The organism is Pseudoalteromonas sp. S1608 (assembly GCF_005887265.1).
Lineage (GTDB): Bacteria > Pseudomonadota > Gammaproteobacteria > Enterobacterales > Alteromonadaceae > Pseudoalteromonas > Pseudoalteromonas undina.
On sequence record NZ_PNDK01000009.1, the window covers coordinates 13,354 to 38,598 of the forward strand.

Consider the following 25,245-nt stretch of genomic DNA (forward strand, 5'->3'; position numbering starts at 1 on the left):
TTTAAAACAGCAGCAGTGTGTCACCACTAAATGACAAAAATATTACAAAGGACACATTTTTGTCTTTTTAAGTTAATAAAACTGCATTAAATCTGAAATCAAAATAACATCTAAAATATACCGCTTAACGACTACTTACTTTGTTTCAATAAACTCGGTGTCATTTGCGACAGCAAATTAACCAGAGTTTCTATTAACTCTTTCTGTTCGTTATCTCTATGATAGGCAACAAATACATCTCTTGACGTATTTTCTACCCCTTTTACATGAAAAAGTTCGCCTTTTTCTAAATGATCTTTAACTAATACCTGTGGAATAAACGCACTACCGCCACATTGCAGTATTAAATCAAGCGCTATACGTCCGGTACTGGTTCTAAAATAAGGCGGCGTTTTACCGGTAAATTGACGGGCATGCCAAAGAGAAAACGTAGTTCCCCAATCAACATAAACATATTGATTATCAAAAAAGTTATCGCCTGTTGCGGTGTCGTAGCCACTAACCGGAATAATAGGTAGTTCACAAATTCGTTCAACAACGAGTTCGTCTACTTTTGGTGGATCAAATAAAATGGCTAGATCAAGGGTGCGCTCTAATAGTAATCGAGTGCTCTCTTGTTGTGCTTTTACCTCTGCCACCAAAGATACACCGGGCATAGCCGATACTATATTTGTAATACCAAACTGTAAAAACGCATCCCAAATATTAGGAGTCCCAGCCAAGCTGATTTGCTTATGCATATTATCTGCAAGTGCAACATCCACTTTGGCCCTTTGCATTCCAGTAATAATCATTTGAGCATGCGGTAACAAGCGCTCACCAGGGGCGGTGAGTTGAATATTATTGCGCTGGCGAATAAATAAATTTACGCCTAAGCCCTGCTCTAATTGACGAATTCGAAAACTCACTGCAGACTGCGTTATGTATAGGTTTTCTGCCGCTTTACCAAAATGGCGAGTACGCACCACTTCAACAAATGTTTTTAATAAATCTATGTCCAATTTTTTATCCTCACGATAAAAATTTTTTGTTTAAAAAAATAGCGATTATGTACCATACTCCAGCTAATAATTGGTATGAGGGTACAGCTATGAGCAATGATATTTCACTACTTCGTCAAGCATTTGTTAGTCAACGTCAGTTTTATGATGATCAAAACTTTCCACGCGGATTTAGTCGCAGCGGACACTTTACCCTGTTAGAGGCAAGTATTTTAGAACAGCACGGTGTTGTTTTAAAAAGCTTGTATAACAAAGCAGTTGAGCCACAAAACGAACATCAGCAACAATTTGTAAATGCGGTTAGTGGCATAGTAGAGCCAAGCAACCCCATAGAGCGAGCATGGGTTAAATACTTAAAGTTAACAACCTGCAAAACAAAATTTCATACATTATTTGGTCGCTCAAAAATTTCAGGGCCAACACCAATCAGTCAAGATTATTACTCTGAGGCAGACAATCTATAAGTCATTACAATAGTTGCTTTTTGGCGTTTTAGCAGTTACAACTTGTATAAGCAAACATTTTTGCAAAATTTAAACAGGCTGCCACGTGACGCACAGAATACTTATTGTTGAAGACACCCCCACTATTGCGCGAGTGCAAAAGCATATCGCGCAAAAAATTGGCTATGAAGTTGATATTGCCCAGTCGCTGGCTGAGACTAAAGAGCTAATAAGTAAACATGCTTATTTTTGTGCAGTCGTTGATTTTATATTGCCTGATGCCCCGCAAGGGGAAGCGGTTCCCTGCACGGTTGCAGCAGATATCCCTACCATTGTTATGACTGGCAATATCGATAATCAAACCCGCGACACCGTCGAAAAGTACCCTATTATTGATTACATTATCAAAGGCAATAAACAAGCTTACGAATATTTAGAAAAGCAGCTTTATCGCCTACCTCGCAATAAGCAAGTTAAAGTACTGGTTGTTGATGACTCAGCGTCTACACGCCAATATATTTGTAATTTATTAACACGTCATAAATACCAAATATTACAAGCAGCCGATGGCCTAGAGGCACTTAAAGAGCTTGAAAATACCCCTGACATCTCTGTGATTATCATAGATAAAGAAATGCCTAATATGGGCGGTATTGAACTGTGTAATGAAATTAGGCGCATTTATAGTAATGACGAAAAAGCTATTATTGGTATCTCAGGTGCTACATCGTCTAATTTGTCTGCCTTATTTTTAAAAAATGGGGCAAATGACTACTTGTATAAACCTTTTAATAGTGAAGAATTTTACTGCAGGTTAAGCCAAAACGTCGATATGCTAGAGCATATCGAAACTATAAAGCGCCAAGCCAATACTGACTATTTAACTAAACTCCCTAATCGCCGTTACTTTTTTGAAGAGGCCAATAAGTCATTAAAGCAGTTTAAAAAAGCAAAAGCACCAGCCATGTTAGCTATGCTTGATATTGACCATTTTAAAGCTATTAATGATACCTATGGCCATGATGCCGGAGATGAAGTGCTTAAAGGGCTTGCGATATGCTTTAATAAATATTTTGAAAACCAATTGGTTGCCCGTTTAGGCGGAGAAGAATTCGCGGTATTTTTTACTGAGCTAACCGAACAGGAAGCGCTAAAACGACTAGAGAGCTTCAGGCTTTTTATTGAGCTTAACAGTCATGAATTCAGTCAAGCAAACATCAAGTTTACGTTATCGATAGGCTTCAGCCACAGTGAAACCTATCAAATTGACGAACTATTAAAACAAGCCGACTTAAAGCTCTACAAAGCAAAAGAGTCGGGTCGTAATAAAGTGGTTTAGTTTTTAAACCACACCAGAGGCTACAATGGCCGCTTTTCTGCGTTTTCGCGATTGATGGTATGAGTCCCAACTAAAAATAGCCAATGCACTCCAAATACACGCAAAGGTAATTACGCGCTCAGCATCAAACACCTCACCATAAAATACCACCGCTAAAATAAACATTAGGCTAGGCCCTATATACTGAAAAAACCCTAACGTTGTATATTGCAAACGCTTAGCCGCGCCGGTAAAACACAGCAGTGGCAGCGTAGTTACTATGCCCGCGCTCACCAATAATACATTGGTTAGCCAATCATTCCCTGGTAAATTTGACGTTTCAGTCGGTACCATTAGCCACCAATAGGTAAGCGCCACGGGTAACAATATTAATGCCTCAATTAAAATCCCAGGCAGAGCATCAACTTGTAGCTTTTTACGTAATAGGCCATATAGTGCGAAAGATGTTGCTAATGAAAACGCTACCACGGGGAATGAGCCAAAACTAATTAGCTGTAACAGCACGCCTGTAAAAGCTAAAGCAACAGCAGCACCTTGCAACTTACGTAATCGCTCGTTTAAAAACACCATACCAAGCAACACATTTAATAGAGGATTAATGTAGTAACCTAGGCTGGCATCCAACATGTGATTGTTATTGATGGCCCAAATAAACAATCCCCAGTTAAACCCTAGTAAGGTCGAGGTAACAACTAACATCAAAATAAGTTTAGGTTGGATTAAAATGCGTTTAATTTTATCCCAGTAGCTGAGCACACTCACCACCACAATAAGAAACACCACTGACCAAATAACACGGTGCATTAAAATTTCAAATGCTGACACATGTTGGATCATCTTAAAATAAATGGGTGCGAGGCCCCACATAAAAAAAGCGAGGCAGGCAAAAATAGCGCCCTTTCGCTGCTCGGTATCAATCGACATAGTAACCACTTGGTGATTTAAAAGGCCGTCAGTTTACCCCCCTCTCACTTTTTAGCCAACTAAATACGTGCCCGTTCCAAAAGCAATTTGTACTGACTGCTCATTGTGTAACTCCATTCGGCACACACATACTTTATTTCCTGAGCGAATCAGCTTAGCGCTAGCAATAAAAATCTCGCCTTTGCCTGGGCGTAAATAGTCGGTGCGTAAATCTATAGTCCCCAGTGTGGCTAGCCTTTTATGTACACTGGGTAAATCTGCATCGTCTAGTTTTCCGATCACACTGGCAGCAGCAAGCATTCCACCGACATTATCAAGTACCGCCGAAATAACTCCGCCATGGAGAATTTTTTGCGCGGGGTTGCCTATTAATACATCTTGCCAAGGAAAGGAGATTTTAGCTTGTTCAGTACTAAGTGACTCCACCGCTATTTTTAAAAATTGGTTAAAAGGCATATTATTAACAAACAACGCCCCAACTTGTTCAATCAACATTTCTTTATTCATTATTATTCTCTATGTTTTAAGGTGGTACGATGAGTAAAGCACAACTTAAAGCTGTTGTAACCTCCTCGATTATCATTACCGATGTTTACACCAAATAATGAAAGCTAAAGACATCCTGATAAAAAACCACTAAAATAGCGCCGATGAATACACTAACTCCCTCTCCAAATACGCTGGTGCGTAAACCTGAAACTGTACTCAAACAAGTGTTTGGTTACAGCGAATTTCGCGACGGTCAAAGTGCAGTAATCGATGCTGCGATTAACGGCCAAGACTCGTTAGTATTATTGCCTACCGGTGGTGGTAAATCGGTGTGTTACCAAATACCCGCACTAGTATTAGAGGGGGTAACCATTGTTATCTCTCCGCTCATTTCTTTAATGCAAGATCAAGTAACTCAGTTACAAGCTCTAGGCGTAAAAGCCGCTTATATAAATAACAGCTTAGCCCGTGAAGAACAGCAGTTAGTCTATCAGCAGTTGCATCAGGGGCTAATAAAATTACTTTATGTTGCCCCAGAGAAAGTACTACAAAGAGAATTTTTAGAGCGCTTATCGCATTTACATGTCAGTTTGTTTGCTATTGATGAAGCACACTGTGTTTCTCATTGGGGACATGACTTTAGACCTCACTATTTTAGATTAAATGAATTAAAGCAACGCTTTACACATGTACCTATGATGGCACTCACTGCCACCGCTGATAAAGCCACCCGCTTTGATATTGTCGAACAATTAAAACTTCAACAACCCTACATTCACACCGGCAGCTTTGACCGCCCTAATATTCGTTACACCATAGAAGAAAAATTTAAACCTATGGTGCAATTACTACGCTATTTGAAAGAGCAAAAAAATCAAAGTGGCATTATTTATTGCACCAGCCGCAAGCGGGTTGATGACATTGCTGAAAAACTTGCCGATGCAGGCCTTAATGCGGCGGCTTATCATGCAGGAATGAGTAACGAACAGCGCCAATTTGTGCAAACTGGATTTGCCCGCGACGATATTCAAATTGTGGTTGCCACTGTTGCCTTTGGTATGGGAATTAACAAGCCTAACGTACGTTTTGTACTGCATTACGACATTCCCAAAAGTATTGAAGCGTATTATCAGGAAACCGGTCGCGCTGGGCGTGATGGACTGGCTGCAGAAGCCATTATGTATTTTGACCCCGCTGATATAGGGCGGGTTAGACGCTTTTTTGAAGATATTGACGATGAACAACGCCGTCGTGTAGAAGAGCAGCGTTTTAATGCCATGGCCAGTTTTGCCGAAGCCCAGACCTGCAGACGTCAAATATTATTAAACTACTTTAGTGAATACCAACGAGAGCCGTGCGGTAACTGCGATATTTGCTTAAATCCTCCAAAAAGCTTTGATGGCACACTTGTGGCCCAACAAGCACTTTCGTGTGTGTATCGGGCACAGCAACGATTTGGTTTAGGTTACATTGTAGAGTTATTACGCGGCGCAAATACCAGCCGCATTCGTGATAACAACCATCATGAACTCAGCACTTATGGCATAGGTAAAGATAAAAGCAGTGAGTTTTGGCTCAGTATTTTACGCCAACTTATTCACCAAGGGCTACTAAGCCAAGATATAACCCAAGGCGCATCACTACGGCTTACCGAAGCTGCACGCGCTATTTTAAAGAGTGAGTATGCGCTACAACTGGCTGAACCACGCCTACAAGCTAAGCACGTTTATCAGGATAAATTAGCGCAGTTTAATTACGATAAAAAGTTATTTGCTCGCCTACGTGCATTACGTAAAGAATTAGCCGATGCCGATGACGTACCCCCTTATGTAGTATTTAACGATAAAACGCTGGCCGAAATGGCGCAGCTTATGCCTACCAACGACAGTGAATTTTTAAAAGTGTCGGGGGTTGGTTTTACTAAATTAAATAAATATGGCGGTGAGTTTTTAACCGCAATTCGACATTATCTAGCAACGCAATAAGCCCCTTATGACCGAACTTGAATACGATCACACACATCAATGCATTATTGTTAAACCAACAGAGTTGCCGCACGATGAAGACTTTGAGTTGTGGGGAACGTTTTTTTTGCACAGCGATGAAATTAGCATTAGTGAATTTGCAGCTGGGGCTGATCGTCACCAACTGCGTTTTAACTATGCTAACCACACTTTTAATTTAAATTTTGAGCATTACAGTCAAAGTGTGTGGATTAACGGCGAAGGTCAAGATGCCGACAACCTATTGGCAGCGTTAACATTTTATTTAAGCTAAGGCCACGTCTATTTATCGCTAATACCTTATAATTGCTATAAAAAATAAACTAAATTGGCACTTTTACTTACATATTAATAACAATGATGTAAGCTAAGAGTAAGTGTTTTATTTTGCAAAATAGCGCTAAAGAGGGTCAATGCTAAATAGAAAATGGATTGCACGTAGTTGTTTTAGCCTTTCTATTTTGAGTATGTTTATGCTCAGCGTTTGCGCGCAAGAAACGCCACTAGCCCAAAGCTGCCAAAATGACGATTCATTGAAAACTTCTGAAATTAACTTGCGTCGACAAATCGAGTCTCAACCTCCACCGCTTACGACAAATAGTAACGCTAAAATTGCCTCAATTAATCTTAAACAACTTAATGTTTTTAATACCGAACTCGAAGCTGAAAACAACGCACTGTTTCGCTTTGCTAATCGTGCACATATACAAACTGAGCCTGAGGTTATTAAAAGCATTTTATTGTTTAAAGCGGGTGATACTTTTAATCAAAAAACCTTGGCTGAATCTGAGCGGCTACTGCGTAAACAAAACTATTTATATGACGCACAAATTGTTGCCAACGAAAACTGCGATGGCGATATTGATGTAACCGTGGTGACTCGCGATTTGTGGACTTTGCTACCCGAGCTTAGCTTTAGCCGCAGTGGTGGCGAAAATAAATCAAGTATCGGCTTTCGCGAGTCTAACTTATTTGGTTGGGGCAAACGATTATCGTTTGCTCGCAAAACCGACAGTGATCGTAATGGCTATTTATTTGTTTACGATGATCCAAATATCCTATCAACACGCTACAGAGGTCGTATAGAGTATGCCGATAACAGTGACGGTAAAAGCCACTTAGTTGAGCTTACTTACCCATTTTACGCCATTGATACACCCTATAGTTATGGTGCCCTGAGTTACTCTACCCAGCGAGAAGAGGCCCTGTATCTTAGGGGCGATAAATTTAGTGAGTTTGAACAGACCACCGATCTAAATCAGGTATTTTTTGGTCACTCTAAAGCCCTTAGCCATAACTGGACACAGCGCTTGAGCCTAGGTTATATCGATGAGCAACAAACATTTAAAAGCATCGATGAAACCACTGTGCCGCTAGCTGAAAATAGGCAGCTTAGTTATCCTTATGTAAGCGGCCACTGGTTTGAAGATAACTTTATAAAAGTGCGTAACTTTGACAGTATTTACCGTACCGAGGATTTAAATTTAGGTTGGAATATAAAAGCTACGCTGGGTTATTCTGATGAATCAATTAGTAACGACGATAGCCGCGCTATTTACTCATTTAATTTTAACAAAGCACATTTTAGTGGTGATAATACGCTATGGCGCTTTCACGCTGATATTCAAGGTTATTGGAATAAAGAACAAAAACAGCTTGAAAACTTAATCACCACCAGCCAAATTCAATATTATTTAAATACCAGTATTGATCAGTCTTGGTATGTAAAAGCCAGGCTACAATACGCAAAAAACCTCACCAACGATAAGCAGCTCACTCTCGGGGGCGAAACAGGTTTACGCGGTTACCCTATTGAGTTTCAACATGGCGATCGGAGTTTTTTAGTCAGCTTAGAAAAGCGCTACTATTGGGAGTATGACTTACTACAACTATTTAAAGTGGGAGGCGCAGCCTTTCTAGATGTAGGTCGCGCATGGTATAACAATGACTCGAATACCCTGTATCAAGTTGAAAACACACCTGTACTTAAAAATGTTGGACTCGGTTTACGCCTTGCGCCAAGTCGCGCCAATGCAGGTACCATGATCCACCTTGATATTGCCGCGCCACTAAATAAATATAACGATGTTGACTCTGTACAGTGGCTACTGAGCGTTAAAAATTCTTTTTAAATCACTACTGCGCACAAAGCTAACACGTTACACTTTGCGCCTATCATTATTGTGAGAATACGTTTTGGAATTAATCTCTCTTTTAGAGCTTGTGAGCACACAATATAAGCTAATCGTAACTGTAATTGCGCTGTTGAGTTTTCCGTTACTGTTAAAGCTCACTAAAAAATTACTCGAAAAAGCCATTAGAGGTAAAATCGATTTACACAGAAAATACCGAGCAGAGTTACTATTAAAAATAATACTCGCCTTTGTTATGTTGTGTTTAGTTTTAGTTTTTTGGGGAATAGAGCTGCGTGGTTTACTGGTATTAGGCTCTTCCTTATTTGCCATGTTAGGCGTTGCGCTGTTTGCGGCTTGGTCATTATTGAGCAACTTAACTGCTTTTTTACTCATGTTTATACAAAATGACTGCCGTGTAGGCTATTGGGTTAGAATCGTGGATGGGGCCAATGCCATTGAAGGGCGCATTATTGAAATGGGGCTGATGAATGTATTACTCGAACACGTTGATGGACATAGGGTGATTTACCCTAATAATCTATTTGTTACCCGTCCCGTGTTAGTACTCAATACAGAGCCAAAACCAACAAAAGCGCCTAAAATTAAACGAATTATTGGCCCAAAGCCACGTAATTAAATAACAATATAAAAAAGCCGCTTCAGCTAATAAACTTAAGCGGCTTTTTTAATTCTTACGGGTGAAGTTAATTATTTAGCTCAGCTGTTTTCAGTTCATCATCTAAATCACTTATTTCACCAATAAAGCTTTCCAGCTGTTGCTCTACCAAACTATTTGAGTGAGCAAAGTAAGCAATATGAAACACAGCATCGCCTTCATTTACTAGAGGCATGGTTTGCTGACCAATAATAATGCCACTACGTGGAGCAAGCAATTCAAGCTCAGAGTCGCCAAGCGGACTACTTATGTATGCCAGTATTTGCCCTTTTGAGACACGTTCACCTAACGATACTTGCGCTCTTACTATGCCATCAACCTCAGCTCGTACCCAACTTGTTGAACCTGCAATAACCGGCTCAGGTAGTTTTTTAGGGCGCTTACCACGCATCATTTTTAAATGACGCATAACATAATCAACCCCTTGTACACCCGCTGCAATCGCAATCGGGTCAAAGCGCAACGCTTCACCTGCTTCGTAGGTAATAACGGGTATACCCAAATTAGCCGCTTCACTGCGCAATGAGCCATTGCGTAACGACGCATCAATAACCGCAGGTGTGCCAAAAGCCTTAGCCATTTGCGCTGTAGCTTCATCGGCTAAATTAGCGCGTATTTGCGGTAAGTTAGTACGATGAATCGCCCCCGTATGCAAATCTATAATATGCGTACAATGCACAGCGACTTGGTTAAAAAACATATACGCCATACGACCTGCTAACGAACCACGTTCAGAGCCAGGAAAACTTCGATTCATATCACGGCGATCGGGCAAGTAACGAGATTTATGAATAAAACCAAATACATTCACAATCGGCACCGCTATTAATGTGCCACGCAACTGGTTAGGATCGATCTTAGCCAGTAACTGGCGCACAACCTCAACCCCATTAAGCTCATCGCCATGTATTGCCGCACAGACCATCAATATAGGGCCTTCCATAACACCGTTGACCACTTCAATAGGAATATTAAGCGGTGAATGGGTATAAAGCTTTGCAGCTTCTAGTGCGAGTGTTTTACGTTCACCTACACCAATGCTTTCACCTAATAGGGTGAAAGGTCGGTTAATTTTAACCTTTGCCACGAGTTGCTGTTCCTTTCACTGAGGCCGTTTTTTCAATAAAGTCAATCACCATACCCGCAATATCTTTACCAGTTGCCACTTCAATCCCTTCTAGGCCTGGCGATGAATTTACTTCCATAACCAAAGGGCCGCGAGATGAACGGAGTAAATCAACGCCAGCAACGTTTAAACCCATTGCTTTTGCTGCAGCAACCGCTGTTTTACGTTCTTCTGGGGTAATACGTACCAGTGTAGCGCTACCACCACGATGAAGATTAGAGCGGAACTCGCCCTCTTGTGCTTGGCGCTTCATCGCAGCAATCACTTTATCGCCCAATACAAAGCAACGAATGTCTGCACCACCGGCTTCTTTAATGTACTCTTGCACCATGATATTGGCTTTTAAACCCATGAATGCTTCAATAACACTTTCAGCTGCTTTACGTGTTTCAGCCAATACCACACCAATACCTTGAGTACCCTCAAGTAACTTAATAACGACCGGTGCGCCGCCTACCATTTCTAATAAATCTTTTACGTCATCGGGCTTGCTGGCAAAGCCTGTAACCGGCATACCCACACCTTTACGCGATAGTAACTGCAAAGAACGTAATTTATCGCGAGAGCGAGAAATAGCTACTGATTCATTAACAGGGAACACCCCCATCATTTCAAATTGGCGTAATACAGCACAACCATAAAATGTAACCGATGCACCAATACGTGGCACGATAGCGTCGAAATCTTTTAGGTTTTCACCACGATAATGAATTTCAGGTTGCTCTGAGTTTATGTTCATGTAAGAGCGTAACGCATCAATTACTTTCACTTCATGTCCGCGCGCCTCAGCAGCTTCGATTAGGCGACGCGTTGAATATAATTTTTTGTTACGAGATAAAATACCAATTTTCATCATTAAAGCCTTAACTAAATGATGTTGAGCAAGCAGATATAATTATGTTTGCTACTCAACGAATTCTTATAATAAATGTGATAAAGCCGGATCAACGACTATGCGATTTTCCATTGCTGTGCGCCCTAACAACATTCTAAACTTCATAGACGCACGACTAGTTAATGTAATTTCTATTGGCCAACTAAATTCGCCGGCATGTAATGTAGTTTCAATAAAGTAACGCAATTCTTTTTGGCCACTAGAGCTGGTAACGTACTTCATCTTTTTAACTTTGGCATTGCAGGTAATTTGCGTTTGCTCGTCTTCTTGCAATGGTTGGGCTGTAAATTTAACCCATTTTTCGCCATCGACTTCGTATTCTTCAATATTAATTGCATGAATACAGGAAGTACGCGCACCAGTGTCTATTTTTGCTTTAATTTGCTCGATGCCTAGCTCGGGTAAACTTAACCACTCACGCCAACCAACTGTTATTTTTGTCGTCATAAATGTGCCCTTAGTAAAAAAAGTGTTTTATACGCTACAGCCAACAAAACACCAACAAAATAAATTCATCTACTCGATAAGCCGATTTGATTGACCTTTTAAGTTAACTCGTTTAACAATGCCCCCCTAACGTATGCACTTAACCATAGGCTAAAAAACAATTTTTTGTTGATTAACTCTACAAAGTAAAGCTAAGTTAAATACACTACAGTCAACTGTATTAAAAATATACTATCTATGAGAAATTATTATGATCAATGGCTTACTTCATGCGCTTATTCTTGATGAACAAGGCGGGGCTCGCCCAATAGAAAACAGTAAACAGTTACACCAATGGCAACCTACTGATGGAAAGCTGTGGGTGCATATGGATTACAGTCAAAAAGAAGCCGTTGATTGGTTAAAAAACTGCGGCCAATTAAACGACTACGAACTTGAATCACTCACCGCAGATGAAACACGTCCTCGCATTACTCCTACAATGAATGGCCATATGCTGTTTTTACGTGGAATCAATTTAAACCCAGCACAAAGCCCTGAAGACATGGTGTCTATTCGCCTATTTATTAATAAAGACGTGGTGATCACTACCCGTAAGCGCCGATTATTATCAGTGCAAGATATTCTAACCTCGTTAAATAATAATGAGGGGCCAAGCAGTATTTCTGAACTAGTATGTAGCTTAGCGCAAAAGCTCACTTCACGTATGCAAACGGTAATAGATGAACTAGATGAAAGCTTAGATGATTTTGAAGAAGAAATTGATGAGCCTAGTAAAAAGTTTGATAACCAAGGCTTGTCGCAACTTCGCCGCCAAACAATCGCGCTAAAACGTTACTTAAAACCGCAAAAAGAAGCGCTCAGCAACATGGTTAATAATCATTACCCATGGCTGTTTGACGATGATAAAGCCAAGCTAAATGAAACCACCAATTTACTTATTCGCTATTTAGAAGAGCTCGATAGTTCAATAGAACGTGCACTCGTTATTCAGCAAACCATTACTAACCAAGTGTCTGAGCAATTAAATCAGCGTATGTATGTGATGTCGGTGGTGGCTGCTTTATTTTTACCACTGGGATTTTTAACTGGGTTATTGGGGGTCAATGTTGGCGGTATACCTGGCACAGATAGTCCCTATGCATTTACCGCATTTGTGGTGTTTTTGGTTGTTTTGACTGGTGGGATTGGTATTTACTTTAAAAATAAAAAGTGGCTGTAATTACAATACAGATCCAATAAGACACAAAAAAGGCGAACATAATTGTTCGCCTTTTGCATTGGTAACCCTTACTCTTGAAAGTAAGTGCCCCAACCGTCGTATTCTACGTCGCATTCAACCGCAAGCTGTGCAAGCTTATCAACGTCTTCCATTATAACGTCAACATCTAATTCGGCTTCAACAACAATGTCAAAACTCCAAATCTTTTCGCCGTCTTCAAGCTCAAGTTCTGCTGGCTCTTCTACATCGTAACCTAGTTTAAACGCAGCAAGTGCAGCTTGTTCTAACTTAGTAAAGTCTTCACATACAAAGTGGTGCTCTACTTCATAAAGGATTTCCGGATCGGAACCATCTTCAAGTAATGAAGTTACGATGTCTTCACTTATTTCACGCCAGTTTTCCATTATTTCTCTCTCACTTGAGCATCTAATTCTGTTATTTTAGCAGCCATAATGCTGTGCACACTTTTAGCATGTTCACGGGCACTGATACTGTTATCAAGTGCTATGGGGGCTAACATTTCAATGTAAATTGTACCATTATCCCAGCGATTTAGTTTAATGGTTTTATCGGTTGTGTTCATACATACTGGCACAACAGGTACCTCTGCACTCATTGCAGTATGAAAAGCACCGGTTTTAAAAGGGAGTAAACCACGACCATAACTACGCGTCCCCTCAGGGAACATCCACACCGACAAGCCTTTTTGTTTTATTTTAGCCGCTGCTTTAGAAATAGTGCCTGCCGCTTTTGAGCGATTTGCTCTGTCGATTAAAATATTACCCGATAACCAATAAAGCTGACCAAAAAATGGGATCCACTTCAGGCTTTTTTTGCCAACACTCACACAATTTTTTGGCACCATAGCTGGAATAGTAAATAAATCATAGCTATTTTGGTGATTCGCTACATACACAGCGGGCCCCACCTTAAGCGCATCGGGATGATATTTTAGTTCTAATTTAACCCCAAGCATTTTAGCCATTGAGCCAAACCAACTTGCAATAACATGCACATTATTAGGATGAAATGGTCTAAATATTGATAACAACAAACCAAAAAAACAACTTAATAATATAAACAACAGCATTATTAAAATACGTATAACAGCTAGCAAGTGCGCCTCTCCAATATAACCACAATCATGTATTGTTTTATTATAACGTTATTTTGTTACGCAGACGAGAAAATAGCGCACAAGCGTGCGCTGAAATAAAAAAGTCATAAAAAAACGGCTTACCTGAGTAAGCCGTTTTCTAATTTTATCTAATTTGATCTCAAGACTAACTTGGCTCTGCGTCTGAGCTTGGCTCATCAACTTGTTGCGGTGTTAACTCTACCACAGCTTCATCTACGCGCTGTAAACCACGAGGTAACTTATTCCCTCTGCGGCCTCGCTCGCCATGGTAATGCTCAAGGTCGCTTGGTTTAAGGGTCAGCTTACGCTTACCTGCATGCAGCGTTACACTGCTGCCTTGCGGCACAACAGCTAATACTTTTACAAACTCTTCGCGGGCTTGTACTTTCGCACCCGGAATAGAAATAATTTTATTACCCTTACCTTTACCTAGCTTAGGTAGGTCACGCAGTGGGAATAACAACATCCGCCCTTCGTTAGAAATCGCCATACAGTAGTCAGTAGCCACGTCGTTAACGCGAATTGGCGAAAGTAACACACCACCTTTTGGCACACTCACTAACGCTTTACCGTTTTTGTTTTTGCTCACTAAATCTTTAAAGTCAGTAATAAAACCATAACCAGCGTCGGAGGCCATTAACAACACTTGAGCGTCCTCACCCATTACTACGTGCTCAAAGCTGGCGCCTGAGGTTAGGTTAAAGCGCCCTGTCATTGGCTCGCCTTGGCTTCGCGCTGAAGGAAGACTATGAGCATCAGTGGCAAATGCACGCCCTGCTGAATCTAAAAATACCGCTGGTTGATTACTTTTACCTCTCGCTGATGCTCTATAACCATCACCAGCTCTGTAATTTAATCCTTCCACATCTAAGTCATGCCCCTTACCAACCCGTGCCCAGCCTTTATCTGATAGCACCACGGTTACAGACTCTGATGGAATTAAATCTTTTTCGCTCAGTGCTTTGGCTTCTACACGCTCAATCACAGGCGAGCGGCGATCATCACCATACATTTCTGCAGCTTCTTGAATTTCTTTTTTCAATAAGGTCGACATGCGACGGTCTGAGCCTAATGTTTGCTCTAATTTGTCACGCTCTTTTGCCAATTCGTCTTGCTCACCACGAATTTTAAACTCTTCAAGTTTTGCTAAATGACGAAGTTTTAATTCTAAAATGGCTTCTGCTTGAATATCGGTTAAATCAAAGCGCTCCATCAATATTGGCTTAGGCTTATCTTCAGAGCGGATGATTTCTATAACTTCATCAATATTTAAAAAGGCAGCCAGTAAACCTTCTAAAATATGTAATCGAGCCAGTACTTTATCAAGTCGATATTGCAAACGACGACGAACCGTTTCGCGTCTAAAGGTTAACCACTCTGTTAAAATACTACGTAAATCTTTAACCTGTGGACGACCATCTAAGCCGAGCATATTTAAGTTTACGCGGTAATTTTTTTCAAGATCGGTGGTGGCAAATAAGTGCGCCATTAATGGCTCAGCTTTAATTCGGTTTGAACGCGGCACAATCACAATACGGGTCGGGTTTTCGTGATCAGACTCATCACGTAAATCGGCCACCATCGGCAACTTTTTAGCGTTCATTTGCGCTGCAATTTGCTCGAGTACTTTTGCACCCGAACATTGATGCGGTAACGCAGTAATAACTATATCGCCCTGCTCTTCACAATACACAGCGCGCATTTTAATTGAGCCACGACCGGTTTTATAAATTTTGTGAATATCAGCTTTTGGAGTAATTATTTCAGCATCAGTTGGGTAATCTGGCGCATGCACTAAATCTAGTAACTCTTCGAGTTCTGTTTTTGGTTTATCAAGTAATAAACAACAGGCACTGGCTACTTCACGCACATTATGCGGCGGTATATCGGTTGCCATACCTACCGCAATACCGGTGACACCATTAAGTAATATATGCGGTAAGCGCGATGGCAATACTAATGGTTCATCCATGGTGCCGTCGAAGTTTGGCGTCCAATCAACAGTCCCTTGGCCTAACTCTTTAAGTAATACTTCAGAGAATTTAGATAAACGCGCTTCGGTATAACGCATTGCCGCAAACGACTTCGGATCATCTGCAGCACCCCAGTTACCTTGACCATCAACTAACGGGTAGCGATAAGAAAACGGCTGCGCCATAAGTACCATGGCTTCATAACAGGCACTATCACCGTGAGGATGGTATTTACCTAATACATCACCCACGGTACGGGCTGATTTTTTGTATTTAGCACTTGCCGATAACCCCAGTTCACTCATCGCATAAATAATACGACGCTGAACGGGTTTTAAACCGTCACCAACGTGCGGTAAGGCACGATCCATGATCACGTACATTGAATAATTTAAATAGGCGTCTTCGGTAAAACGCCCCATTGTTTGCTGTTCAATTCCTTGCATTAGCAAGGTATCTGTATCACTCATTAAAGCTTACCTAGTTTTTCTTATAGCTTACGCGGTAAATTACGTTAGCGTAATCATCGCTTACCAATAGACTGCCATCATTTAATTGTGCAAATGCAACAGGGCGTCCAAATGTCGTTTCGTCTTGCATAAAGCCGGTGATCAGTGGCGTATATTTAGTTACTTTGGCATTTTCTATGGTTGCCACAGCCACTTTATAACCAACCTTTTTAGAGCGGTTCCATGAACCATGCTCAGCAACAAATAACTGTTGTTTGTAGCTATCTGGGAACTGTTTGCCGGTATAAAAATGAATACCCAATGGCGCAACATGCGCCCCCAATGCCAATGCAGGTTGAGTGTAATCAGCAATATTTTTGCCTTCACCAAACTCAGGATCAACAATAACGCCACCATGCACGTATGGAAAACCAAAGTGCTCTTCTTCCTTAGTAATGCGGTTTAGCTCATCAGGTGGAATATCATCCCCCATCATGTCGCGGCCGTTATCACTAAACCACAGCATTTGCGTACTAGGATGAAAGTCAAAACCCACCGTATTACGTACACCTTTGGCTAAAGTCGTTATTTCTTTGGTATCGGTATTTAACGAAAAAATACGGCCAAAGCGAGCATCTTCCTCACAAATATTACACGGTACGCCCACGGGAATTATCAGCTCGCCGTTTGGTGCAAAACGCAAAAATTTCCAACCATGATGACGCTCTGAGGGCAAATCGCTATAAAACACTTCATACTCAGGGTTTTTGAGGTGTTTATCGATATTTTTAAAACGGATAATACGGTGCACTTCACCAACATATAAGTCACCGCCTTTAATTGCTAAACCCGAGGGCATATTTAATCCCTCTGCAATCACTATTTTTTTATCTGCCACGCCATCGCTGTTATGGTCAATCAGTGCATACACATTGCCCGCCTTACGAGACCCTGCATACACAATACCTCGGCTTGATACTGCAATTTGCCGTGCATTTTCAACATCATCAGCAAATAAGCTGATTTCAAAACCCGGTGCAGCGGTCAGCTTGTCGAGTATATTTTTCGCCATCACTGGCGATGATATTAAGCCCAGTAACAACAGTGTGCTAAATAATTTATTCATTTGCCTCTCCTGTTTTAAAGCCCAAAGGCTTATTAAACTTGTGCCTTGTTACCATGATCCTCTAGCCATTGACGGCGATCTGATGAGCGCTTTTTAGCGAGTAGCATATCCATCATTTCCATTGTTTGCTGCTCTTCATCAAGAGTAAGCTGTACTAAACGACGAGTATTAGGGTCCATGGTTGTTTCACGCAATTGTAGCGGGTTCATTTCGCCCAAACCTTTAAAGCGTTGTACGTTTACTTTGCCACGTTTTTTTTCTGCTTCTATGCGCGCTAAGATACCGGTTTTTTCATCTTCATCCAGCGCGTAGTAAACATCTTTACCAATATCAATTCTAAATAACGGTGGCATAGCAACATACACATGGCCGGTTTTAACTAATTGTGGGAAATGGCGAACAAACAAGGCACACAGTAAGGTGGCAATATGCAGTCCATCGGAGTCAGCATCCGCTAATATACAAATTTTATTATAACGTAGTCCCGACATATCGGCTGAGTCTGGGTCTATACCTAGCGCAACTGAAATATCGTGCACTTCTTGAGAGGCCAAAATTTGCCCTGACTCAACCTCCCAAGTATTTAAAATTTTACCTCTTAACGGCATAATTGCTTGGAATTCACGATCTCGCGCTTGTTTAGCTGAGCCCCCTGCTGAGTCACCCTCTACTAAAAACAATTCTGTGCGGTCATTATCAGCAGCACTACAATCGGTCAGTTTGCCTGGTAATGCTGGGCCTGATGTAACTCGCTTACGTACTACTTTTTTAGCCGCACGTAAGCGACGCTGTGCATTTGAAATACATAGTTCAGAAAGTAGCTCTGCGGTGTCAGTGTGCTCATTTAGCCATAAGCTAAAGGCATCTTTTACTACACCCGATACAAACGCAGCACATGAACGTGATGAGAGCTTTTCTTTAGTTTGTCCTGCAAATTGTGGGTCTTGCATTTTAACCGACAACACATAACTACAACGTTCCCAAATATCATCTGGGGTGAGCTTTACGCCACGTGGTAATAAATTTCTAAACTCACAAAATTCACGCATCGCCTCTAAAAGCCCTTGGCGCAGACCATTTACATGGGTGCCCCCTTGCGCGGTAGGAATTAAGTTTACATAACTTTCGGCTATCGACTCACCACCTTCAGGCATCCATACTACCGCCCAATCAGCGCCTTCAATAGAACTTGAAAACTCACCCACAAATGGGTCTTTAGGTAGTATTTCGTAACCTTTAACGGCTTCAATTAAGTAATCTTTTAAGCCTGTTTCATAAAACCACTCTTGGGTTTCTTTCGTTTGTTTATTTACAAACTTAATACGCAAACCTGGACATAAAACCGCTTTAGCTTTTAATAAGTGATTAAGCTTAGTCAAAGAAAAATTAGCAGAGTCAAAATAGCTGGTATCTGGCCAAAAACGTACCGTAGTACCAGTGTTGCGTTTACCCACTGAGCCAATCACATTTAAATCTTCAACTTTATCGCCATGCTCAAAAGCCATTCTAAATTGCTGCGCATCACGGCGAACCGTTACTTCCACGCGGGTAGATAGCGCATTAACAACCGAGATACCTACGCCATGCAAGCCACCAGAGAATTGATAGTTTTTGTTTGAAAACTTACCGCCGGCATGCAGCTTAGTAAATATTAACTCAACTCCTGGAATACCTTCTTCTGGGTGAATGTCAATTGGCATACCTCGGCCATCGTCACTCACCTCAAGCGAATTATCTTCATGTAAAATGACATCAATACGTGTTGCGTGCCCAGCCATTGCCTCATCAACACTGTTATCAATAACCTCTTGGCCTAAATGGTTTGGCCTTGTGGTATCTGTATACATGCCAGGGCGGCGTTTTACCGGCTCTAATCCATTAAGTACTTCAATGGCTTCGGCGTTATAATTTTGTTGAGTCATAGTTTTTATCTTTATATACGCTAATATCTGATTTTAAGAAAATCGACAATGCTTGAAAAAGCTCGCTCAAAGCCATTAAAGCTATGATCGCCGCCAAATTCAATTAACTGTTTACATTGTGAGTAATACTTTATTGCGTGCTGAAAATTTAACACTTCATCCCCTGTTTGCTGTAATAAGTACAACAGTTCAGGGTGTTTTAACTCTGTCACCGTTAATGCTTTTAACGCATCTATATGACGAGATTGTAATTGGTAATTATAATCTTGATACGGATTATAATTAGGCCCAAGTATAGGCTCTAATAATGTATATGGGGCAACGGCAGGATTAATTACCACCGCAGGAATTTGATAACGCTGCGATAAATACGTGGCAAAAAAACCACCTAGCGAGCTGCCCAATAATACGGTATTCGGTGTTAATAGTTGTTCAAGCGCTATAATAGCCTCTACAGGCTCATGATTTAAACGCGGCACACAATAATCAACATCATAGTGTGCCATAAGCTCACCAAAGCGCACAGCTTTATATGATTTTTCAGAGCTATTAAAACCGTGAATATAAATTACTCGTTTAACCATACCACGTCCGAGTGTATATGCACCTGTTGTTGCTCAGCATTTAAATACAGCATGCGATAAGCTGCCCCTTTATTTTCTTGCTGCCAAGTCGCACTGTGTTTACTAAATTGCACGCAGCTGGCTGGGGTAGCGTACACATTGAGCCCTCTAAACTGCTGTTGATAGTCATTATGGACATGCCCATGAAACAGCGCATCAACGCGACCATTATTAACTAATAAATTTAATAGTTGCGGCCCATTTTCTAACATATGTTTATCTAGGTAGCCATCAATTGGCAATGGGTTGTGATGACAAAATGCAATGTGACGATTATTTGAATCAACTAAGCAAGCCATAATTTCATCTAAATGCGTGGCACTGACCCACCCTGCAGGCGTTTCACCCTTAGAGTTAATTAATATCAGCTCAATCCCTTGTGCCACTATGTGTTTAGCGTGTTGTATTTGCCCACCACTTATTAAATTAAGCTGTTCAATTTCATCATGGTTACCAGGCACCCAAAATACGGGGCAATCAACGTCACTATTATGAATAAGTTCTGCAAATAATAAATACGAATTAAAGCTGTGATCTTGCGTTAGGTCACCACCAAATATCAACGCATCAGGCTGCTGCTTTGCTATATCGGCCAATGCTTTAACAAAATGTTCAGCGGTATTAACGCCAAAGTATTTAGCATCTTTATCACTAAAAAGGTGGCAATCAGTTAGATGTGCAATTCGAAGCGTAGTTTGTTCAAAATAATAGATGTCATCAAACCAAGCCATTATTTACATCCCAATTAAGTGTTGATTGACCTCTTTCAACACACGCTACCAACCAGTCATACAAAAAAGCATTTAACTGATACTTTTCATCTTTTTGATGCATTTTTGGGTTAGGGTAACCATAAGAAGGCTTAATTCGTTGGTGGTAGTCATGATGAACAATTTCAGCCACCTTCGCATCATTGTACAAACGTACCGTTAAATACAGCGGTGCAATGCCAACGAGCATGCCATTTAACTGTTTAATAGAAACATCAAGTGTGTACTTAGCACTATCATCTATGTGAATTGCAAATTCACTGTGCCCTAATTTAATTTCTCTTACATTGCCAATCACTTGCTCATGAGGCAGTAGTTTTAAAAGGCGTACGTAATTGTGCTCACAAAGCGTTAAATACTTTGGAAGGCTTTGAATGTATCGATTAGTGGTTAAAAGTGCTGTCAAAATACCGCCATTACTATTAAAAATTAAAAACTATGCCCACTTTTTACGTATCTTATCGCGATTTAGCGCTAACCATTGCAAGCAAATTACGGTAGCAGCATTATCTATTTCACCACTATTAAGTCGCTGTAGTGCTTCGTCTACGTGCATAATATGGGTTTTAATATCTTCACCTTCGGTTTCTAACCCATAAATGCCAGTACTCATTTGGCTTAAATCGGCGTGAGCTAAATATAAGAACAAACGCTCTGTAGTACCGCCGGGGCTTGAAAGGTAAGACAACATAAACTCAAGTTCTGTTAAATTAAGCCCCGCTTCTTCAAGCGCTTCTTTTTTAACAACCGCTTCGTAATCTTCACTGCCATCGGTCATACCCGCTATACATTCTAACAGCCAAGGCGTATGTTTGCTTTTAATTGCGCCAATTCGAATTTGTTCTATAAGCAATACTTGCTCAGTGACTGGATCATAAGGTAATACCGCGACCGCATCGCCACGCTCTAAAATTTCTCGACGAATAACCTCAGACTCTCCACCAGCAAACAGGGCATGCTGAAATTGATAAAGGTTTATTTTAAAAAAACCGTTATACAAATTTTCAACCGGTTTTAATCTCACATCATCATGGGTAAATTGAGTACGACTTTTATTCGCCATGTTTTTTATTTCCTTTTTGAAAGCGTAGATACATCAACGCCTTGATTGCCAGCCCTATTAAAACGCTAAATTGAGCGAATGAGGCGTGTTAGGTATATATTCTGTTACACTTGAGAACGTTGTTTTACTAATTTTTTTTTTAGTTATTAAGTAAAACAGGTTAACATGCCTGTAGTACAAAAATTGTCTAAGGACCGAACATCACATGAAAAAGAACATCCTTGCAGCACTGGTTAGTTTATCATGCGCATTGGGCTCAACCGTAGCCAATGCTGAAGATTTACTTCAAGTTTTTGAAATCGCAACAGCCAACGATCCTACCGTTTTAAAAGCAAAAGCCCAAGCTGATGCTCAATCATACCAAAGCGATCGCGCTATGAGCGCATTATTACCGCAAATTGGTTTGACTATGGGTTACACAAAGTCTGACTCAACTTCCTTCAGACAATCTGAAGATTTATCTTCTATTAATAAAATTAATTCTGAAAGCGACGAGTTTTCTCGTGGTATTAGCTTAAGCCAAACGTTATTTGATTTAGGCGCATGGAATTCATTAGGTATAGCCGACAAACAAGCACTTCAAGCAAGCGGCCAATACGACTTTGCCAAGCAAAACCTAATTGTTCGTGTTGCTGAGGGTTATTTTAACGTACTTAGCGCTATTGATAACCTTGAATTTGTACAAGCTGAAAAACGTGCCATTGAGCGCCAACTTGAACAAACTAAGCAGCGTTACGCTGTAGGTTTAACAGCTATTACCGATGTACATGAAGCACAAGCACAATTTGATAACTCAGTAGCGCAAGAGATCATTGCTAATAATGCGGTAGAAACAGCCCGTGAGCAGCTACGTGAGATTACTGGTAAGTACCACGCGAAGCTGGATATGTTAAACACCAAAACGTTTTCTACTGTTAAGCCAAGTACGCCTGCAACTGATTTAGTTAAAATAGCTAAAGACAAAAATTTAAATCTGCAGGTATCAAAGATCACGGTTGATATAGCTAAAGAACAAATTGAACTCGCAAAAGCAGGTCATTATCCAAAACTAACGTTAAATGCTAGCTACGGCGACTCATTAACAGATAGCGAGTCAAATGGCGTTAGTTTTGACGATCAACCTCGTTCAGATTCAAGCTCTATTGGACTAAACTTTAGCGTACCACTTTACTCAGGTGGCGCGACGGTTGCTGCAACAGATCAAGCACGTGCATTTTACGTTGCTGCTAGCCAAGATTTTGAAACCGATTATCGTGCAGTCACTCGCTCAGTAATTACTTCTTACAATCAAGTGGTATCTGACATTGCAACATTTAAAGCGCTTGAACAAGCGGTTATCTCAGCACAAAGCGCATTAAAAGCCACTGAAGCGGGTTTTGAAGTAGGTACACGTACAATCGTTGATGTACTGATCAGTACGCAAAACTTGTACAATGCAAAGCGTAACCTTGCCGATGTTCGCTATCGTTATGTTGTATCAACGCTTCGCTTAAAACAAGCAACAGGAACATTGAGCCGTGAAGATTTAGTGGGTATAAACCAAGGTTTAAATACCGTTAACTAAGCAAACGACTTCATATAAATAATCACTAAAGCCAGCTTTTTGCTGGCTTTTTGTATTTTTTAACACATAGCGTTAAACTAACGTTTTATTTTTAGAGAAAAATTTTTGTGGTCAACTCATCCCCTTTTAAAGCCTCTTTTTTAGGTCCTCGTTATTGGCTAACCTGGATTGGTGTTTTGTTTTTATACCTCATTTCTTGGTTACCGCAAAAACTACAATTAGCTATGGGTAAGCAGCTAGGACGCTTGGTTCATAAATATATGAAGCGTAGAAGGCATATTGCTGAGGTTAATATTAAACGCTGTTTCCCCACAATGAGCGAAACCGAGCAACAACAGCTGGTACTTAAGAACATGGAAAATACTGGTATTGCAATGGTTGAAACCGGTATGGCTTGGTGGTGGCCACAGTGGCGGGTCAAAAAAGTACTCGGGTCAATAAAAGGGCTTGAGCATTTTGAGCGCTTACAACAATCAGGAAAAGGCGTTTTATTACTTGTTCCACATATACTGCATCTTGAAATGACAAGTCGTGTAATGGGTTTGAAGTGCCAAGGTATTGGCTTTTACCGCCCGCATAACAATCCGCTTATGGAATACTTTACCACCAATGGACGTCTTCGCTCTAATGAATACATGGTTGGAAAAAAAGACGTAAAAGGATTATTAAAATCATTAAAAAATAAAAAACTGTGTTATTACTTACCCGATCAGGATTATGGCCGTAACCGCTGTGAGTTTGTGCCTTTTTACGCAGTACCCGATACAGCAACCACCACTGGTACACTAATGTTTGCAGGTAGTAAAAACTGCGAAACAATGAGCTTAATTGCTTATAGGGATAACAACGGAAAGTACCACTTAGAAATCGTGCCTGAGCTTGAAAACTTCCCAAGCGGCGATGATAAAGCCGATGTAACACGTGTTAATCAGCGCATGGAACAATCAATAAATGCCGCCCCTGAACAATATATGTGGTTGCATAGACGTTTTAAAACACGACCCGATAAAGACGCCCCCTCTTTCTATTAAAGATGGGTTATTAAAATAACAAAGATGAGTAACAGCCATGTGGTTTTGGATTAAATATATACTTTTAGCTTTATTGTTAATTGGTGCAGCCATTTACTTTCTACTAAATGGTTCGTCGTCACTCAATTATCAACAAACCACTAACGCTGCGGCTGAGGGGTTATCGCGGTTTTATGCATCAATCCGAGATAGAATTTCTGTCAATAAAGACAATGACAAATTTGTAATTGAACTCGAAAAACCCGATCTTAGCCTCGACAGAGCGCTAAACCAGCGTTCTTTTGTAGTAGAGCCTATGCCTTTAAATTGGAGTGGAGAAGTTGGCCCGCGTCGCTTCCAACGTGACTCAACCTTGCGTACCGCACTAACTCAATATGCGAATAACGAAGGTATTACTTTAATGTGGTACTTAGACAAAGATTACGTTGTTAAAGATCACTTTCGAATAGATAGCAGTTTTAACTCCGCTTTATACCGCGTTAGCCGCTCTATAAATGATGATTTTTCAAATGAAGTGTATGCTTTTTTCTGCCCTAAACAACGCGCAGCGGTTATTACCGAGCTGCCGTCTGAATTTGTACGTACAAACTGTTTAAAGCTAAGTAATTAACTAGGGTCTGTTGACCTTTCAAGGTTGAATTTGCAGCAGTCTGTTTGGTATTTAGGCAAGGCAGAGCCTATGAAGTGTGGTTATTCCCCATAAATAGGCGATAACGCAGCATCAATGCCAAACAGGCGCTGCCAGAAGGGTTCTGCCTAGGGGCAATTAACTCTTTGTTGCCTACATGGATGTAGGTAAGGGGCGTGAGCAGGACGCGGAAGCTTTGCTCGGTTCTTACTTAGCCCACTAGGTTACAAACCTCGCGCCGCGATTAAATTGCCCCTA

General features: G+C 40.8%; 25 protein-coding genes. 10 read left to right on the forward strand and 15 right to left on the reverse strand.

Annotation, left to right across the window (positions count from 1 at the left end):
• Positions 1-131 precede the first annotated feature (131 nt).
• Entirely contained in the window at positions 132-1,001 is an 870-nt protein-coding gene (locus tag CWB75_RS04465) for a LysR family transcriptional regulator (protein ID WP_008467766.1), read from the reverse strand.
• 89 nt (positions 1,002-1,090) lie between these two features.
• Between CWB75_RS04465 and CWB75_RS04470 the strand changes: the two genes are divergently transcribed.
• Both CWB75_RS04470 and CWB75_RS04475 read left to right on the forward strand, forming a co-directional pair.
• Entirely contained in the window at positions 1,091-1,465 is a 375-nt protein-coding gene (locus CWB75_RS04470; protein ID WP_010391544.1) for a MaoP family protein, read from the forward strand.
• Between the two features lie 85 nt (positions 1,466-1,550).
• Positions 1,551-2,783, forward strand: a complete 1,233-nt coding sequence (locus CWB75_RS04475) for a GGDEF domain-containing response regulator (protein WP_024600798.1) — start codon at positions 1,551-1,553, stop codon at positions 2,781-2,783.
• 3 nt (positions 2,784-2,786) lie between these two features.
• Here CWB75_RS04475 and rarD read toward each other — a convergent pair whose 3' ends face one another.
• Both rarD and CWB75_RS04485 read right to left on the reverse strand, forming a co-directional pair.
• The gene (gene rarD, locus CWB75_RS04480; protein ID WP_008467760.1) at positions 2,787-3,707 is read right to left on the reverse strand and encodes an EamA family transporter RarD; all 921 of its coding nucleotides are present in this window, start codon (positions 3,705-3,707) and stop codon (positions 2,787-2,789) included.
• Between the two features lie 51 nt (positions 3,708-3,758).
• A complete protein-coding gene (locus tag CWB75_RS04485; protein WP_016900563.1) occupies positions 3,759-4,214 on the reverse strand; it encodes a thioesterase family protein in 456 nt (151 codons plus the stop codon).
• A gap of 143 nt (positions 4,215-4,357) precedes the next feature.
• On the opposite strand from CWB75_RS04485, the gene recQ reads away from it, so the two are divergent.
• The 4 genes from recQ to CWB75_RS04505 all read left to right on the forward strand — a co-directional run bounded on the left by recQ (position 4,358) and on the right by CWB75_RS04505 (position 8,971).
• A complete protein-coding gene (gene recQ, locus CWB75_RS04490; RefSeq protein ID WP_138570004.1) occupies positions 4,358-6,181 on the forward strand; it encodes a DNA helicase RecQ in 1,824 nt (607 codons plus the stop codon).
• Positions 6,182-6,188: 7 nt separating this feature from the next.
• The gene (locus CWB75_RS04495) at positions 6,189-6,473 is read left to right on the forward strand and encodes a DUF3630 family protein (RefSeq protein ID WP_010391549.1); all 285 of its coding nucleotides are present in this window, start codon (positions 6,189-6,191) and stop codon (positions 6,471-6,473) included.
• 139 nt (positions 6,474-6,612) lie between these two features.
• On the forward strand, positions 6,613-8,331 hold the full coding sequence (locus CWB75_RS04500) for a POTRA domain-containing protein (protein ID WP_138570005.1): 1,719 nt from the start codon (positions 6,613-6,615) through the stop codon (positions 8,329-8,331).
• 64 nt (positions 8,332-8,395) lie between these two features.
• Positions 8,396-8,971 carry a mechanosensitive ion channel domain-containing protein gene (locus CWB75_RS04505; protein WP_010391553.1) on the forward strand — a complete coding sequence of 192 codons (576 nt, stop codon included), beginning with the start codon at positions 8,396-8,398 and terminating at the stop codon, positions 8,969-8,971.
• A 67-nt stretch (positions 8,972-9,038) separates the two neighbouring features.
• Here CWB75_RS04505 and CWB75_RS04510 read toward each other — a convergent pair whose 3' ends face one another.
• The 3 genes from CWB75_RS04510 to CWB75_RS04520 all read right to left on the reverse strand — a co-directional run bounded on the left by CWB75_RS04510 (position 9,039) and on the right by CWB75_RS04520 (position 11,478).
• Positions 9,039-10,097, reverse strand: coding sequence for a succinylglutamate desuccinylase/aspartoacylase family protein (locus tag CWB75_RS04510; protein WP_138570006.1), 1,059 nt, complete (start codon positions 10,095-10,097; stop codon positions 9,039-9,041).
• Positions 10,084-10,989: a 30S ribosomal protein S6--L-glutamate ligase gene (gene rimK / locus CWB75_RS04515; protein WP_008467750.1), complete on the reverse strand. Its 906-nt coding sequence runs from the start codon at positions 10,987-10,989 to the stop codon at positions 10,084-10,086. Before rimK ends, CWB75_RS04510 begins: the two co-directional genes overlap by 14 nt.
• A gap of 66 nt (positions 10,990-11,055) precedes the next feature.
• The gene (locus CWB75_RS04520; protein ID WP_010391555.1) at positions 11,056-11,478 is read right to left on the reverse strand and encodes an ATP-dependent zinc protease family protein; all 423 of its coding nucleotides are present in this window, start codon (positions 11,476-11,478) and stop codon (positions 11,056-11,058) included.
• A 250-nt stretch (positions 11,479-11,728) separates the two neighbouring features.
• Here CWB75_RS04520 and CWB75_RS04525 point away from each other — a divergent pair, with 250 nt between their 5' ends.
• Positions 11,729-12,700, forward strand: coding sequence for a zinc transporter ZntB (locus CWB75_RS04525; RefSeq protein WP_010391556.1), 972 nt, complete (start codon positions 11,729-11,731; stop codon positions 12,698-12,700).
• Positions 12,701-12,768: 68 nt separating this feature from the next.
• Here CWB75_RS04525 and rraB read toward each other — a convergent pair whose 3' ends face one another.
• From rraB to CWB75_RS04570, 9 genes are all read right to left on the reverse strand, one after another.
• The gene (gene rraB, locus CWB75_RS04530) at positions 12,769-13,104 is read right to left on the reverse strand and encodes a ribonuclease E inhibitor RraB (protein WP_008110603.1); all 336 of its coding nucleotides are present in this window, start codon (positions 13,102-13,104) and stop codon (positions 12,769-12,771) included.
• A complete protein-coding gene (locus CWB75_RS04535; RefSeq protein ID WP_010391558.1) occupies positions 13,104-13,817 on the reverse strand; it encodes a 1-acylglycerol-3-phosphate O-acyltransferase in 714 nt (237 codons plus the stop codon). The genes rraB and CWB75_RS04535 overlap by 1 nt, the downstream gene beginning before the upstream one ends.
• A 166-nt stretch (positions 13,818-13,983) precedes the next feature.
• Positions 13,984-16,281 carry a DNA topoisomerase IV subunit A gene (gene parC, locus CWB75_RS04540; RefSeq protein ID WP_010391560.1) on the reverse strand — a complete coding sequence of 766 codons (2,298 nt, stop codon included), beginning with the start codon at positions 16,279-16,281 and terminating at the stop codon, positions 13,984-13,986.
• Between the two features lie 10 nt (positions 16,282-16,291).
• A complete protein-coding gene (locus CWB75_RS04545; protein ID WP_055012532.1) occupies positions 16,292-17,386 on the reverse strand; it encodes a PQQ-dependent sugar dehydrogenase in 1,095 nt (364 codons plus the stop codon).
• Positions 17,387-17,418: 32 nt separating this feature from the next.
• Positions 17,419-19,308, reverse strand: coding sequence for a DNA topoisomerase IV subunit B (gene parE, locus CWB75_RS04550; RefSeq protein ID WP_010391564.1), 1,890 nt, complete (start codon positions 19,306-19,308; stop codon positions 17,419-17,421).
• A gap of 20 nt (positions 19,309-19,328) precedes the next feature.
• Positions 19,329-19,892, reverse strand: a complete 564-nt coding sequence (locus CWB75_RS04555; protein ID WP_010391565.1) for a YqiA/YcfP family alpha/beta fold hydrolase — start codon at positions 19,890-19,892, stop codon at positions 19,329-19,331.
• Complete coding sequence (locus CWB75_RS04560; protein WP_138570007.1) at positions 19,877-20,662, reverse strand: metallophosphoesterase; 786 nt, start codon at positions 20,660-20,662, stop codon at positions 19,877-19,879. Before CWB75_RS04560 ends, CWB75_RS04555 begins: the two co-directional genes overlap by 16 nt.
• Positions 20,649-21,107, reverse strand: coding sequence for a DUF1249 domain-containing protein (locus CWB75_RS04565; RefSeq protein WP_055012529.1), 459 nt, complete (start codon positions 21,105-21,107; stop codon positions 20,649-20,651). Before CWB75_RS04565 ends, CWB75_RS04560 begins: the two co-directional genes overlap by 14 nt.
• A gap of 30 nt (positions 21,108-21,137) precedes the next feature.
• Positions 21,138-21,764 (reverse strand): NUDIX domain-containing protein, encoded by a 627-nt coding sequence (locus CWB75_RS04570; protein WP_109874132.1) that lies wholly within the window; start codon positions 21,762-21,764, stop codon positions 21,138-21,140.
• Positions 21,765-21,969: 205 nt separating this feature from the next.
• On the opposite strand from CWB75_RS04570, the gene tolC reads away from it, so the two are divergent.
• The 3 genes from tolC (at position 21,970) to CWB75_RS04585 (ending at position 24,969) form a co-directional block, all read left to right on the forward strand.
• Positions 21,970-23,328: an outer membrane channel protein TolC gene (gene tolC, locus CWB75_RS04575; RefSeq protein WP_138570008.1), complete on the forward strand. Its 1,359-nt coding sequence runs from the start codon at positions 21,970-21,972 to the stop codon at positions 23,326-23,328.
• A gap of 107 nt (positions 23,329-23,435) precedes the next feature.
• Positions 23,436-24,359 (forward strand): LpxL/LpxP family Kdo(2)-lipid IV(A) lauroyl/palmitoleoyl acyltransferase, encoded by a 924-nt coding sequence (lpxL, locus tag CWB75_RS04580; RefSeq protein WP_138570009.1) that lies wholly within the window; start codon positions 23,436-23,438, stop codon positions 24,357-24,359.
• Positions 24,360-24,396: 37 nt separating this feature from the next.
• Positions 24,397-24,969, forward strand: a complete 573-nt coding sequence (locus CWB75_RS04585) for a toxin co-regulated pilus biosynthesis Q family protein (protein ID WP_138570010.1) — start codon at positions 24,397-24,399, stop codon at positions 24,967-24,969.
• Positions 24,970-25,245: the final 276 nt, after the last annotated feature.

Coding starts and splice junctions, on each gene's coding strand:
- CWB75_RS04470 (WP_010391544.1), top strand. CDS start 1,091: ATGAGCAATGATATTTCACTACTTCGTCAAGCATTTGTTAGTCAACGT.
- rarD (WP_008467760.1), bottom strand. CDS start 3,707: ATGTCGATTGATACCGAGCAGCGAAAGGGCGCTATTTTTGCCTGCCTC.
- CWB75_RS04485 (WP_016900563.1), bottom strand. CDS start 4,214: ATGAATAAAGAAATGTTGATTGAACAAGTTGGGGCGTTGTTTGTTAAT.
- recQ (WP_138570004.1), top strand. CDS start 4,358: ATGAATACACTAACTCCCTCTCCAAATACGCTGGTGCGTAAACCTGAA.
- CWB75_RS04495 (WP_010391549.1), top strand. CDS start 6,189: ATGACCGAACTTGAATACGATCACACACATCAATGCATTATTGTTAAA.
- CWB75_RS04500 (WP_138570005.1), top strand. CDS start 6,613: ATGCTAAATAGAAAATGGATTGCACGTAGTTGTTTTAGCCTTTCTATT.
- rimK (WP_008467750.1), bottom strand. CDS start 10,989: ATGAAAATTGGTATTTTATCTCGTAACAAAAAATTATATTCAACGCGT.
- CWB75_RS04520 (WP_010391555.1), bottom strand. CDS start 11,478: ATGACGACAAAAATAACAGTTGGTTGGCGTGAGTGGTTAAGTTTACCC.
- CWB75_RS04525 (WP_010391556.1), top strand. CDS start 11,729: ATGATCAATGGCTTACTTCATGCGCTTATTCTTGATGAACAAGGCGGG.
- rraB (WP_008110603.1), bottom strand. CDS start 13,104: ATGGAAAACTGGCGTGAAATAAGTGAAGACATCGTAACTTCATTACTT.
- parC (WP_010391560.1), bottom strand. CDS start 16,281: ATGAGTGATACAGATACCTTGCTAATGCAAGGAATTGAACAGCAAACA.
- CWB75_RS04545 (WP_055012532.1), bottom strand. CDS start 17,386: ATGAATAAATTATTTAGCACACTGTTGTTACTGGGCTTAATATCATCG.
- parE (WP_010391564.1), bottom strand. CDS start 19,308: ATGACTCAACAAAATTATAACGCCGAAGCCATTGAAGTACTTAATGGA.
- CWB75_RS04555 (WP_010391565.1), bottom strand. CDS start 19,892: ATGGTTAAACGAGTAATTTATATTCACGGTTTTAATAGCTCTGAAAAA.
- CWB75_RS04560 (WP_138570007.1), bottom strand. CDS start 20,662: ATGGCTTGGTTTGATGACATCTATTATTTTGAACAAACTACGCTTCGA.
- CWB75_RS04570 (WP_109874132.1), bottom strand. CDS start 21,764: ATGGCGAATAAAAGTCGTACTCAATTTACCCATGATGATGTGAGATTA.
- tolC (WP_138570008.1), top strand. CDS start 21,970: ATGAAAAAGAACATCCTTGCAGCACTGGTTAGTTTATCATGCGCATTG.
- CWB75_RS04585 (WP_138570010.1), top strand. CDS start 24,397: ATGTGGTTTTGGATTAAATATATACTTTTAGCTTTATTGTTAATTGGT.